At 71.1% G+C, this 12,522-nt stretch carries 11 protein-coding genes; 7 read left to right on the forward strand and 4 right to left on the reverse strand.

Annotated features, from left to right (window positions below; all coding sequences use genetic code 11):
• Nucleotides 1–321: 321 nt before the first annotated feature.
• Entirely contained in the window at nucleotides 322–780 is a 459-nt protein-coding gene (locus tag ABZ098_RS12170) for a hypothetical protein (RefSeq protein WP_356589890.1), read from the forward strand.
• Here ABZ098_RS12170 and ABZ098_RS12175 read toward each other — a convergent pair.
• Nucleotides 775–1,566 carry an alpha/beta hydrolase gene (locus ABZ098_RS12175; RefSeq protein ID WP_356589892.1) on the reverse strand — a complete coding sequence of 264 codons (792 nt, stop codon included), beginning with the start codon at nucleotides 1,564–1,566 and terminating at the stop codon, nucleotides 775–777. The two genes, ABZ098_RS12170 and ABZ098_RS12175, sit on opposite strands and share 6 nt — an antisense overlap.
• Nucleotides 1,567–1,612: 46 nt before the next feature.
• Nucleotides 1,613–2,188, reverse strand: a complete 576-nt coding sequence (locus tag ABZ098_RS12180; RefSeq protein ID WP_356589894.1) for a TetR-like C-terminal domain-containing protein — start codon at nucleotides 2,186–2,188, stop codon at nucleotides 1,613–1,615.
• Between the two features lie 208 nt (nucleotides 2,189–2,396).
• Between ABZ098_RS12180 and ABZ098_RS12185 the strand changes: the two genes are divergently transcribed.
• On the forward strand, nucleotides 2,397–3,311 hold the full coding sequence (locus tag ABZ098_RS12185) for an alpha/beta hydrolase (protein WP_356590508.1): 915 nt from the start codon (nucleotides 2,397–2,399) through the stop codon (nucleotides 3,309–3,311).
• 162 nt (nucleotides 3,312–3,473) lie between these two features.
• Here ABZ098_RS12185 and ABZ098_RS12190 read toward each other — a convergent pair whose 3' ends face one another.
• Complete coding sequence (locus ABZ098_RS12190; protein WP_356589896.1) at nucleotides 3,474–4,439, reverse strand: alpha/beta hydrolase; 966 nt, start codon at nucleotides 4,437–4,439, stop codon at nucleotides 3,474–3,476.
• A gap of 180 nt (nucleotides 4,440–4,619) precedes the next feature.
• On the opposite strand from ABZ098_RS12190, the gene ABZ098_RS12195 reads away from it, so the two are divergent.
• Nucleotides 4,620–5,075 carry a MarR family transcriptional regulator gene (locus ABZ098_RS12195; protein ID WP_356589898.1) on the forward strand — a complete coding sequence of 152 codons (456 nt, stop codon included), beginning with the start codon at nucleotides 4,620–4,622 and terminating at the stop codon, nucleotides 5,073–5,075.
• A gap of 255 nt (nucleotides 5,076–5,330) precedes the next feature.
• Nucleotides 5,331–5,510: a hypothetical protein gene (locus ABZ098_RS12200; RefSeq protein ID WP_356589900.1), complete on the forward strand. Its 180-nt coding sequence runs from the start codon at nucleotides 5,331–5,333 to the stop codon at nucleotides 5,508–5,510.
• A 10-nt stretch (nucleotides 5,511–5,520) separates the two neighbouring features.
• Here the strand turns inward: ABZ098_RS12200 and ABZ098_RS12205 are convergent, their stop codons facing one another.
• Entirely contained in the window at nucleotides 5,521–9,228 is a 3,708-nt protein-coding gene (locus ABZ098_RS12205) for a helix-turn-helix domain-containing protein (protein ID WP_356589902.1), read from the reverse strand.
• Between the two features lie 124 nt (nucleotides 9,229–9,352).
• Here ABZ098_RS12205 and ABZ098_RS12210 point away from each other — a divergent pair, with 124 nt between their 5' ends.
• The 3 genes from ABZ098_RS12210 (at nucleotide 9,353) to ABZ098_RS12220 (ending at nucleotide 12,500) form a co-directional block, all read left to right on the forward strand.
• Nucleotides 9,353–10,576 carry an acyltransferase gene (locus tag ABZ098_RS12210; RefSeq protein WP_356589904.1) on the forward strand — a complete coding sequence of 408 codons (1,224 nt, stop codon included), beginning with the start codon at nucleotides 9,353–9,355 and terminating at the stop codon, nucleotides 10,574–10,576.
• Between the two features lie 585 nt (nucleotides 10,577–11,161).
• A complete protein-coding gene (locus ABZ098_RS12215; protein WP_356589906.1) occupies nucleotides 11,162–11,788 on the forward strand; it encodes a sigma-70 family RNA polymerase sigma factor in 627 nt (208 codons plus the stop codon).
• A 7-nt stretch (nucleotides 11,789–11,795) separates the two neighbouring features.
• On the forward strand, nucleotides 11,796–12,500 hold the full coding sequence (locus ABZ098_RS12220; protein ID WP_356589908.1) for a hypothetical protein: 705 nt from the start codon (nucleotides 11,796–11,798) through the stop codon (nucleotides 12,498–12,500).
• Nucleotides 12,501–12,522: the final 22 nt, after the last annotated feature.

Genomic DNA, 12,522 nt, shown 5'->3' on the forward strand with positions numbered 1-12,522 from the left:
GGCGCCATTGGCGATGTACCGGGAGTGGCACAGAGAGCGCGCGAACGGTGTCGCCTCGCGTGACGTGGGGCTCACGGCTTACGGCTCACGGCTCGCGGCGCTTGCGGGTTGCGGAATTCGTACCCCCAGGTCGCCGCGGGTGCCGTGAGGGTTGTGGTGATGCGGGCGGTAGGGCCCCGGCCTTGCTGCACGCGGCCCGGTCGGCCGTGTCGACCCCCACCGCGCCCGCCGTCGCCGCACGTCGACCGCCCCCTGACCGCCCCCCCTCCCGACCGCCACACTTCGGTCGGTGCCGAAGCGACGCGCGTCTAGCGTGCCGGCATGACCGAACACCCGCAGGAGACACCGGCGCAGACCGTGGCCGGCATGGTCGAGCACGTCCTCGGCCTGGCCGCGACCTGGACCGCCTGGGACGGCAGGCCCGCCCACGTCGACGACCGCGTCTACACCCCGCACAAGGCGATCCGCCGCGTCGCCGACCACCTCATCGACCACCTCGCCGAGTTGGAGGCACGGCTCGCCGGCGAGACCCCGCAGCCCGACCACTGGCACGCGTCCGCGACGACCACCGAGGCCGACCTCGCCCCCTTCACCCAGGAGGACCTGGACGAGGCGCGCAGCCGTCTCACCCGACTCGCCCGCATCTGGGCCAACCGCCTCGACACGCTCACGGAGGAACAGCTCGACCGGTCACCCGGCCAGGGCTGGACCTTCCGTGAACTCGCCCTGCATCTCAGGGGATCCACGTACTACGCCGACGCCCTCGGCGACCTGTCATGACCGCGAGTCGGTCCCGAGCAGGATCCGCCTGAGCAGGTCGGCGAAGTCCAACGGGTGCTGGAGGACGCCGAGATGACCGCCGGGGAACTCGACGAAGTCCGCCTGCTGCGCCTTCGTGAGGAACTCGGCGGTGCGGTACAGGAGTTGGCCGCGGGAGTCGCTGCCCGCGGCGACGGTGAGGCGGGCCTGCGAGGGCCCCGCGTCGGGGACGTACGACGTGAAGGGCCCGATGACGTGCGCGAGGGAGAGCGCCATCGGGTTGGTCAACTCCTCCTCACGGGACAGGGGTCGGCCCTCCGGGAGTTCTCCCGCCGCGCGTTCCTCCAGTACGGCGGTCATCAGGGCGCCCGCCGCAGCGAGCCCTTTGGTCCGGTAGACCTCACAGACCTCCCGGAACGCGGCCTGCTGCCGTGTCCCGTCCGGCAACACCCCGACGCACGGCGGCTCGTGCGCGACCACGTGCCGCAGCCGCTCCCCGTGCCGGGCGAGCAGATCGAGGGCGGTGACGGCCCCGGCGCTGGTGCCGAAGACGTACGCGGTCCCGCCCTCGGGGAGCGTTTCGTCCAGCACTTGCCGCGCGCCGTCGCTCCAGTCCTGGACCCGCTGGTCCTCGACGGGTTCACCGAGGCGGCCGTGGGCGAGGCCCAGAGGGTCGTAGGTGACGACGGTGAAGTGCCCGGAGAGCGCCTCCGTCACCGGGCCGAGGCCCATCGGGTGCCCGGCGCCGCCGGGAAGCAGCAGCAGTACGGGGCCGCGGCCGGTGATGTCGTAGAACGGGTCAGTCATCGGTTTTCTCCTCTGGGGACTGTTGGAACTCATGGGAGTCATGGGACTAATGAGGCTCCTGGGGCCAGTTCTCGAGTGCCACGTGGAGGGCGTCGACCGCCCTGTCCCAGGACTTCTGTACGTCGCGGGGCGCGCCGAAGCCGCCCGCCGACTCCAGGGCGCAGTAACCGTGGAAGGTGGCGCGCAACAGGCGTACCGCGTCGGTGAGATCGGGTTCGGCGAGGCCGTAGGCGCGGAGCATGCCGTAGGTGATCTCGGCGGTGCGCCGGAGCGCGGGGGAGTCGGCGATCAGCGACTGGTCCATCCGGATCTGCGTCGCCGCGTACCGTCCGGGCCGCTCCAGCGCGTACGCCCGGTAGGCGCCGGCGAAGGCGGCCAGCGCGTCCTTCCCGGCCCGCCCCGCCACCGCGACGGCGATCCGGTCGATCATCTCGCCGCCGGCGAGCAGGGCGACCCGGGTGCGCAGGTCCTGGAGGTTCCTGACGTGCGAGTACAGGCTCGCGTCCTTCACGCCGAAGCGTTTGGCGAGGGCGGCCAGGGTGATGTTCTCGAAGCCGATCTCGTCGGCGAGGTCGGCGGCGGCTGCGGTGACGCGGGTGGTGGTCAGGCCGGCTCTGGGCATGAGGAGAGGTTAGCTAGGGCCCCTAGGTTGTTGGCTAGTTATTTTTGGTTCAGGGCACCACAGTGGTGTTGGGTCCACCCCTGGGGTGGCACTGGGCGGCTGGTGGGCCGAGCGGGCCGCTCATAGCGTCGTGCTCATGATGAAGGCGACGAACGAAGAACGAACAGGGGCGACCCGGCGGACGGCGTTACGCGGGCTGGGCCTCGCGGTGGGGAGCACGGCACTGGCCACCGGGCTCGGGACCTCGTCGGCCGCGGCGGACCCGCGTCGCGGGCCCACCACCTATGTGCTGGTGCACGGTACTCACAGCGCCGGCGCGTTCTGGACGCCGATCGCGCGCGAGCTGACACTGCGCGGTCACCGGGTCGTCATGGTCGACCAACCGCGGCACGGCGCGGAGGCCTTCGTGCCGGAGTCGTACCAGCGGCAGGACCTCGAAGCGATGGCGGTCGAGCCTTCCCCGCTGAAGGGCCTCGGGCTGGACGACTACGAGGCGCGCGTCACGGGCATCGTGCGGCGGGCGGCGCGGAACGGCCCCGTGGTGCTGGTCGGGCACAGCCTGGGTGGCGTCTCCGTCAGCCGTGTCGGCGATGCCGTGCCGCATCTGCTCCACCACATCTGCTACATGGCAGCCTTCTGTCCCAGCCGCGCCCTGCCCACGGCCGACGCCTGCACGGCGGCACCCGAGAACGAGGACGCCGTCAGCCCGGTCGAGCTGACGGTCGGTGACCCGGACCGGCTCGGTGTCCTACGACTGAACTTCCGGACCGGTGACAGCCGTGAGCTGGCGCTGTTGAAGGAGATGATCTGCGCGGACTACTCCGACGCCGATTTCCGCCGGATCCTGGCCGGTATGCAGACCGACGAGCCCATCGCCGCTTATGCGGGCCGAGCGGTCGGCCGGGCTGGTGGCTGGGGGCGCGTTCCCCGCACCTACCTGCGTTTCGGCAGGGACCGGACGATCGCCACCGCGCTCCAGGACAGGATGATCGCGGAAGCCGACGCGTTCACGCCCGGCAACCGCTTCCACGTGCACGACTTTCCCAGGGCGTCCCACGTAGGCCCGCTGGATCCCGTCCCGGTCGCGGACGCCCTGGACGCGCTCGCGGGGCGGGGAAGGTAGGACGCTCCCGGGGGCCGGAGGTCGCCCCTGGGGGATCCGTGCGGTCCTGGGCCACGGAGGCCGAGGCCGCTTCAGGCCCCGGCGAACCGGGGCCGCCTCAGGGCGCCGGTGACCCAGGCCGCTCCAGGCCCCGGAATCCGAGGCTCTGGACCGTGTGCTGCGTCAGGCCGTTGCGAACGCCGTCCGCAGGGTGCCGACCGCCTGGGCGATGGCGGCCTCGGCGGCGTGGGTCTCGCGCAGGGCGTTGAGCATCACGAAGTCGTGGATGATCCCCTGGTAGCGGACCGCGGTGACCGGGACGCCGGCCTCGCGCAGCCTGTTCGCGTACGCCTCGCCCTCGTCGCGCAGGACGTCCGCCTCGGCGGTGATCACCAGGGCCGGGGGCAGCCCCGCGAGCTGTTCGGTCGTGGCGCGCAGCGGGGACGCGGTGATCTCCGCGCGCTGCTTCTCGTCGGTCGTGTACTGGTCCCAGAACCACCGCATGGCGTCCCGGCGCAGGAAGTACCCCTCCGCGAACTGGTGGTAGGAGCCGGTCTCGAAGCTCGCGTCGGTGACCGGGTAGAACAGGACCTGCTGGACGAGCGGGACGTCCCCGCGCTCCTTGGCCATCAGGGTCAGAGCGGCCGTCATGTTGCCGCCGACGGAGTCCCCGGCCACCGCGATGCGCGTGGCGTCCAGTCCGTTGGCGGCGCCCTGCTCGACGACCCAGCGGGCGACGGCGTAGTTCTGCTCGACGGCGACCGGGTAACGGGCCTCGGGGGAGAGGTCGTACTCCGGGAAGACGACCGCGGCACCGGTGCCGACGGCGAGTTCGCGGACCAGCCGGTCGTGGGTGTGGGCGTTGCCGAAGACCCAGCCCGCGCCGTGGATGTAGATCACCACGGGGAGGGTGCCGGTGGCGCCGGCGGGCCGGACGATCCGTGTCCGGACGCTCCCGGTGGGACCGCCCTGGACGGTCACCCACTCCTCGTCGACGGCGGGCTTCGCGATCTCGCCCGACTGCACCTCGTCGACCGTCTTGCGGCCCTCGACCGGGCCCAGGTCGAAGAGGTACGGCGGGTTCGCGGTGGCCTCCACGAAGGCCTGGGCGGCGGGTTCCAGTACGGGGCGGGGGGTGCTCTCGGTCATGACGATCTCCTCGGATCGGGCGCCGCGGGCGCGCTCAGGCTCTCGGTTCGGCCGAGCGGCGGCATGTCGAGAACAGTAGCGCGCTATTAAGTCGTGCACAACTGATTAGTGGTCGATAGAATCGAGGAGACCTGAACGCGTACGGTGAAGGCCGAGACGCCGCCGAAGGGAGCCGTTTCCGTGAGCACCACCCCAGACGAGCGGGCCGAGCAGACCCTGCTCCTGGACGACCAGCTCTGCTTCGCCCTCTACGCGGCGTCGAGAGCGGTGACCGCGCGCTATCGCCCGCTCCTCGACGAGCTCGGGCTGACCTATCCCCAGTACCTGGTGCTGCTGGTGCTCTGGGAGCAGGACTCGATCTCCGTCCGCGATCTGGGTGCCGCCCTGCAGCTGGAGTCCAGCACACTGTCACCGCTGCTCAAGCGCCTGGAGGCGGCGGGGCTGCTGCGCCGTGAACGCCGGCCGGACGACGAGCGGTCGGTGGCCATCCGGCTCACCGACGAGGGGGCGGCACTGCGGGAGAAGGCCCGGGCGGTGCCGCCCGCGATGGGGAACGCCATGGGGCTGACGCCGGAACAGGAGGCCTCCGTGAAGCAACTGCTCCGGTTGATCACGAGCAATGTGACGGCGGGTTGAGGATTCCGGCCCGGCGGAAGAGGGCGACGTCGTCGGCGCAGCAGCTGAGGAGTTGTTCGCCGTCGGCGGCGGGCTCCTGGCCCGGAGGGGCAGGTGTTGGACCTCCCGGCAGCTCCAGTGTGCCCATGCCGTCTCCGCAGACCGCGCGCCACCAGACCTCCGGCAACTTCGCCTGCGCCCCGCGTGCGCCCGGCACCGCGGTCGGGTGAACGAACGCGGCTTGCGCGTACGACTGCTGCTGAGGAGTCGCTACGGGTGGAGGTCGGTGACGCCAGGGTGGACCGGCTGCCGGTGCCGGCGGGGGAGGCGGACGAGGGAGGGCGGGGACTGCTGCTGGTCGAGGCGCTGGCGGAGGGGTGGGGCGTCGAACTCCGGCCGGGCGGGGCGTACAAGACCGTGTGGGCGGAGTTCCGAGTGGGGGCGTGCGGCTGCTGACGCCTCCGACCTATGTCGTGGCCCGCCGGCAGCCGGTTTCCGTGGACTTGTCGTGCAAGTAGCGGGACCTCTCCAGAGGGGTGAGGTCGGTGTCGACGGCCGCGCAGATGACGTTGATCGCGCGGGCCGGGTCGGGCAGGTCGACGCTCCACAGGTCGACGGAGCCCTCCGCGCCGATGGCCAGGGTGCGCCCGTCGGGGCTGAACGCGACCGCTTCGGGTGAGCGCGCCGGCAGGGTGAGTCTGTTCAGGCCGGTCGCGAGGTCCCACAACTGGACGCCTCTGGCGGCGCTCGCGGCCAGAGTGCGCGCATCGGGGCTGAATGCCAGGGACGCCACTGCACCGCCGACAGCGAAGCTGTCCTGGAGCCGGCCGGTGCGCGCGTCCCACATCGTCACCGAGCCGCGACTGCCGCTCACGGTGGCCAGGGTGCGCCCGTCCGGGCTGAACGCGAAGGCCGACAGGATCTGGGCGCTCAGCTTGATGGTGCGCTGGGAGCGCCCCGTCGCGGCGTCGAACAGCCTGACCTGGTGACCGTCGGCCTCGTTGCCCACTGTGGCGAGTGTGCGTCCGTCCGGGGTGAACGCCATCCACCGGCTGCCGGGCTGAGCCGCGGTGTGCCGTGCGCCGGTGGAGAGGTCCAAAAGGTGTACCGCCCCCTGCCGGCCGACGACGGCGAGCCGTGTCCCGTCGGGACTGAAGACCGCCGTGCCGCCGGCGCCCAGGGCACGGCTCAGGCGAAGTCGGCCGGTGGCGACGTCCCGGACCTCGATCACCCCCTTCTTGACGGACCTGGCAGCCAGAGCACGGCCGGTCGGGTCGAACCCCACGGCAGCGAGGCGGCTGACCGGGAACTGCGGCTGCTTTCTTCCGGGAGCCGAGTCCTTGTCGAGCGGCAGTGAGGCTTCGCGATCGCCGGTCCCGGCATCCCAGAGCTGTACCTCCCCACGGCCGACCGGCCCTTGGCGGACCGTGGCCACCGCGTGTCCGTCCGGGCTGAAGACCACGTCGTCGATGGAGGTGTCGGCGGAGCCGGGCAGAGTGGTCTGCGGGAGATCGGCGGGCAGGCTGTGGACGCGGACGTCGGGGTCCCCGTTGTTGCTGGTGACCAGGGTTCGGCCGTCCGCACCGAGGGCCACGTGCATGGCTCCTCGTCCGTGGTGCCCGGCGGTCACGGTGGCCCGCGCCGCGCCGGAGGCGGTGTCCCACAGCCGCACCGTGTCGTCGAGGCTCGGGACGGCGATCGCCCGCCCGTCGGGGGCGAAGGCCGGCTCGTTCATCCCGACCATCCCGACGGAAGCGTCCTTCAAGGTGTGCCGGACGATCCCGGTGGTCACCTCCCGCAGTTGCACCGAACCGCCGGCGCGGACCACCGCGTAGGTCCGTCCGTCCGGGCTGAAAGCCACCGCCCTGCCGTCGATTCGGCCGCCGCCGCCGACGGTTCGGGTACGGCCGGTGGCCACATTCCACACCCGCACGAGTCCGTCGAGACCCACTGCGGCCACGGTCCGTCCGTCGGGGCCGAAGGCGACCGCCTGCGGATAGGGGTGCCCCGTGAAGCCGCGCCGCTCGCGGCCGGTGGCCACGTCCCACACCCGTACGGTCGTCACGGAGGCGGCGGCCACGGTACGGCCGTCAGGGCTGAAGGCGATCCCGCGTACCGAGCCGTCGGGGACGGTGATGGTCCTGAGTTTCCTGCCGGTGACCGGATCCAGTAGCCCTATCATCCCGTCGGCTCCACGGGCGAAAGCGACAGCGAGGGTGCCTCCGTCGGGGCTGAACGCCGCGACGTTGCCGCTGTCGTAGCCGGTGAAGGTGTGTCGGAGCCGGCCTCCGGGCAGACTCCGGATCCGCACCTTGCCGTCTCGGCTGGTGGCGGCGACGGTACGCCCATCCGGACTGAGGGCGAGGGAATCCACGGGTTCGCTGCCGCCGACCAGGCGCTCGCGCAGCGACAGCCCCGCGGCGGCGTACAGGGCGGCGGTGGCCTCGCGGGTCGGGCTGGTCCGGTATGCGTGGACGGCGAGCAGTGCCCCGAGGTCGGGGTCGGAGTCCAGCAACGCGCCGGACTGGGCGGCCAGTTGGCGGGACTGGGCCAGGTGTTGGGCGGCGACCGCGCTCTGCCACTGCCCCACGGCGAGGCCGGCGGCGACGAGGGCGAGGCACAGGGCGGCGGTGACCGCGGCGAGCACCAGCCGGGACCGGCGACGGCCCTTCTGCTCGTGGTCGCGGCTGGCGTCGAGGTAGGCGTGCTCCAGGTCGGTCAGGTCCTCGCGCGGCGCGCCGCCGAAGTGTTCCTGGGCGGCGGCGAGTCGGCTTCCCCGGTACAAAGCGCCCTCCTCACGGCCGAGTTCCTGCCAGGCCTGGGCCGCTTCGGTCAGGTTCCGGTGCACACGCAGGCGTTCGCGATCCTCCTCGATCCACCCGCGCAGCCGGGGCCAGGCCGTGAGCAGTGCCTCGTGGGCGAGCTCGACCGTGTCGCCGTCCAGGGTGAGCAGCCGTGCCCCGGTGAGCGCCTCCACCACCCGGCCGGTGTCGCCGAGTTCCGCGCGCTCGGCGGGACGGCGGGTGTCGGGCGTGCCGTCCCCGGGGGCGACCATGCGCAACAGCACCCGGCGGGCGGCGGCTGCCTGGTCCCTGGTGAACCGGCCGTAGATCTTTTCGGCGGTCTTGGCGATCGCGCCGTCCAGGCATCCCGCCGCTTCGTACCCCGCCATGGTCAGTGTCTTGCCGCGGCGGCGGCGCCAGGTCTCCAGCAACGCGTGGGACAGCAGTGGCAGCCCGCCCGGCGCGTCGGCGACCTCTTCGACCAGCCGGGTGGTGAGGGCGCGTTCCACGGTCAGTCCGGCGGCCGTGGCCGGCTTGACCACGGCGTCGCGCAGTTCCGTCCGGCTCATCGGTCCGGTCAGGAGGTTGGCGTCGCGCAGTGCGTCGGCCAGCTCGCGGTGCTCGGCGCAGCGGCCGTAGAAGTCGCCGCGCACCGCCAGCAGCACCCGCAGACGGCTCTCGGGCTGCCGGGCCGTCAGCAGCAGGTCGATGAAGCGAGCGCGCTCGGCCGCGTCGTGGCAGAGGGTGAAGACCTCCTCGAACTGGTCGACGATGACGAACGTGTCCGCCGCGGCGTTGCCGTCTCGGGGAATCGCGGGTGTGAGCAGCGGTGCGTGGCCGCGGGCGGGGCGTTCGCCCGGTGTCAGGATCCGGATCGCGGCCGGGCGCGGGCCCGGCTCCTGAGCGCGCCGGAGGACGGGTATCAGGCCCGCCCGCAGCAGGGAGGACTTGCCGCTGCCGGAGGGGCCGAAGACCGCGGCGAACCGGCGGCGGCCCAGCAGGTCGACCAGGTCCGCGGTGAGCTGTTCCCGGCCGAAGAACAGGTCGCTGTCGCCGGTCTCGAACCGTGCGAGACCCCGATACGGCGCCAGCGCTCCGTCCTCGTCCCGAGAGCCGTCATCGGTGGACTCCTCCACCGCCGCCTTCCAACGGGCCTCCCATTCCGCCAGGTCCGCACCGCACGCCCCCGCATAGGCCAGCACCACCGGGAGCGTCGGCAACCGCTCGCCCGCCGCGGCCTGCGACAGCGTGGTCACCGAATAGCCCGCCCGCCGCGCCAGCGACCGGTAGGTGATCCCGTCCGCCTCCATCCTCAGCTTGCGCAACTCGAACGCGAACCGCTGCACCGGACCTGCCGCCGGATCCAACGGCACCTCACGACGCCCCGCCACACCTTCACCCCGTTCAATGTTCGGCCGCCAGAACGGTACTGCCGAACAATGCGCCGGCCGGTGAACTCGGTGATCAGCGCACCCCGACCGGGGCTTGCCTGATCGAAGAGGACTCTGCTCACGCATGGAATCCCCACCCCTCGTCCCCCCTTCAGCGAAGCTGGGCTGGTTGGACGCGTTACGCGGTGTCGCCGCACTCGTCGTGGTCTTCGACCACTCCTCGTACACCTTCATGGCGGACTTCCGACGGGAGTTGATGCCGCAGTTCAACACCAGCCGCTACGGCATCATGGTGTTCTTTCTGGTCAGCGGCTACATCATCCCCGCGTCGCTGGAGCGCAGGGGCTGCGTCCGGACGTTCTGGATCGGGCGGATCTTCCGTGTGTACCCGCTGTGGGCGGTGGTCGTCCTGGTGCTCCTCGCCGCCCACCTCCTGGGTGTCGCGGAGCTGCACGACTTCGGCGGGCAGAGCGCCGGCACCGTGGTGGTCGCCCACGCCACGATGCTGCAGGAGTTACTGGGAACGCCCAATCTCCTGCTAGTCCTGTGGACGCTCTCCTACGAGATGTCCTTCTACCTGCTGGTAGTGGCTCTGTTCACGGTTCGCCTGCACCGGCGGTCCGGGGCGATCGCGGTCGCTTTGGCAGTGCTTTCCGCCGCGAGCGTGGCGGCGGGCGCGGCACTGCCCGCCTCCGCCCTGTCCGGCCTGGTCGGCACCGGCCCGCTGATCGTGTGTGCTTCGGTCGTCATGGGACTCGCCATCTGCTGTGCGAGCGCCGGCTCACCCGTGCTCCGGGGGTTCGGGGGTGTGTTGGGCGGGGTGCCGGCGCTCGTCCTGGTCCCGTTCAACGGCACGGTGCCGCTGTGGGAGGGCTTGGTGATCCTCGCCGTGATGTTCCTCGGCACCGCCGTCTACCGTGCCGGTCACGGTCAGAGCACGTGGCGCCGTACGGCCGCCGCCGCTGTCCTGGTGGTCGTCTGTGCCGTGGGGAGTGCGTCCTGGTCCGGCACTGACGACCACTTCGCACGACGCGGCTGGATCGTCGCGTTCCTGCTGGCTGTGCTCACCTTCGCCGTCGGACTGGCGACGCGGCGTCGACGCGTACCGCGGATACTGACCGGACTGGGAACGATCAGCTACTCGGTCTATCTGGTGCATCCGCTTCTGCTGGCGGTGATCGACGGCACGGTCGGCCGGCAGCGGCAGAACAGTCTCGTGCTCGAAGTGGCCTTCTTCGCGGTGCTGTTGCCCGTCTGCCTGCTGACCCACCGTTGCGTCGAAGCGCCGAGCCAGGCCTGGGGCCGTAGATTGGCGGGCCGTGTGGAGCTGCCCGGTACCGGGCGCTGAACAGCACCGTCAGAGGCAGGATGAAGCATCGCGGTCGCGAGTGATGAAACGTGATCTGTAACACACCTGAAAACAGGGCGAGCCCAGCCACGTTCGCGCAAATTTCGATCGAAGTGCGACCCTCTTGGCGGATGCCCAGCTCGGGTAGGGGTGGCGCGCGGGGCGCTGAGGGTGGCGCACCCTGGCGATAAACACTCGCGAATTAACCCATGGCCAACAGTTAGTGGAAAGCTACCCTCCGTTAGAAAGATGTGTTCGAAGGGCTGCACATTCGCCGGGGGGCGTCCGCTTACCTGTTCTCCAGAGCAACGGTGCTCCGGGTTCCGTACCCGCAACGGGCGGGGGACGAAGCGGTTACGGCGCCGACCGAAAAGAATGGAAAACAGTCACTGTGAGCTACGACGTAGTCAGCCTCGTGCTGGCCACCTCCGCCGCGGCGCGTTCGTTCGCGCCCGACGTGTGGTTCTTAGTGCGGCGCCTCCTGGGCGTCGGAGTCCGCATCGGGGCGAACGCCCTTGGCGAACCGCACCCTCACCACCCCTCGACACCCGCGGCCCAGGCCTCCTGGATCGAAGGAGGCCGTCGATGACCAGTCGGCAACCCGACCACGCGAGATCCGCGACGCCTCGTCCGGAGTCCGTGATGCCGCCTGAGTTCTGGGAGTTCCAGGCCCGGTACGACCGGGCGTGCTTCGAGTACAGCCGTATCCATCTCGACGACGACCAGGTCGCCGCCCGTCGACTGGTCGACCGCACCTTCCTGTACCTGGCGACCATCTGGCCGCGCCTGGAGAACATGGACAACCCCGGCGCCCACGCCTGGGCTCTGTTCAAGGAGCGTGTCCACGGAGAACTCGCCGACCAGGGCCGCAGCCCGGACACCACCGAGACCCTGGCCTTCAAGCGGGCCATCAAGACGGCGAGCAAGCCCCTGCTCGACGCCTTCCGCAGGGAGTTCCACGCCGAGCACGGAGACGAGATCGCCGAACTGGAGGAAGGACTGGGGCTGTTCAGGCGCATGACGCGGCTGAGCGAGCGGCAGTTCGACGTCATCGTCCTGCATGACGTGCTGGAGTTCGACAACCGTGAGACTGCCTTGATCATGGGCATCAGTGAGGCCACCGTCCGTTCCACCCGACGCACCGCGATTCTCCGGCTCGCGTCCGCGATGGGGTACCGGGTCGAGAGCGCGCCCGACGACGGCGAGGAGTGACCAACCGGTGAGCCGTACCCCGCGCAGCATCGAGGAGGCCCTGCGCCGATCCCGCATCTTCCAGGGCGAGTACACCCACGCCGACCTGGAGGACACTCGGGACCGTCTCGCACATGAGCTGCACGAGCTGCGCTGGGTGCGGTTCCTCCACACGGCGGCACACCACGGCCGCCGTGCCCCCTCACCTCCCGCCGCACTGCACGAACGGGCCGCGCACGACCTGCGCGTGCTGTGCCGAGGCGCTGTCCGCCATGAAGGGGCAGCCTGGCGCATCACCGCCTTCGACGACGACCGCGACCCCGGCGGCGCCCTCACCTTCGCTTGCCTCCTCTACCTGGCCGACCAGGGGGAGGGCGCCCAGTTCTGGTGGCAGTACACCGCGGGCTCCGGCAGTGTCACCGCGGCACTGTGTCTGTACCTGCTGCACCTGTGCCACGGCGAACTGCGTGACGCCCAGCACTGGGCCGACCAGATTCACCGCCTCAACGACATCGGCTGGAACGACTACACACCGGTCGCGCATCATGCCGACACCACCACCGGCCATGCCGGCGTCCGCTACGTGCTGCCCGCGCGGTCCCCCGTCGTCTCGGACAGCGCGGTCAGGCACGCGGTCGACGAGTTGCAGGCCCCGTACGACGGCGGTCTCGGCCCTGTCCCGCAGCCCATCCCGGAACTCGCCGACCGCTGGGACGACTTGGTCACCGCGTAAAACTCGGATGTACGGCCTCGCC

This window comes from Streptomyces sp. NPDC006335, assembly GCF_040612795.1.
Taxonomy (GTDB): domain Bacteria; phylum Actinomycetota; class Actinomycetes; order Streptomycetales; family Streptomycetaceae; genus Streptomyces.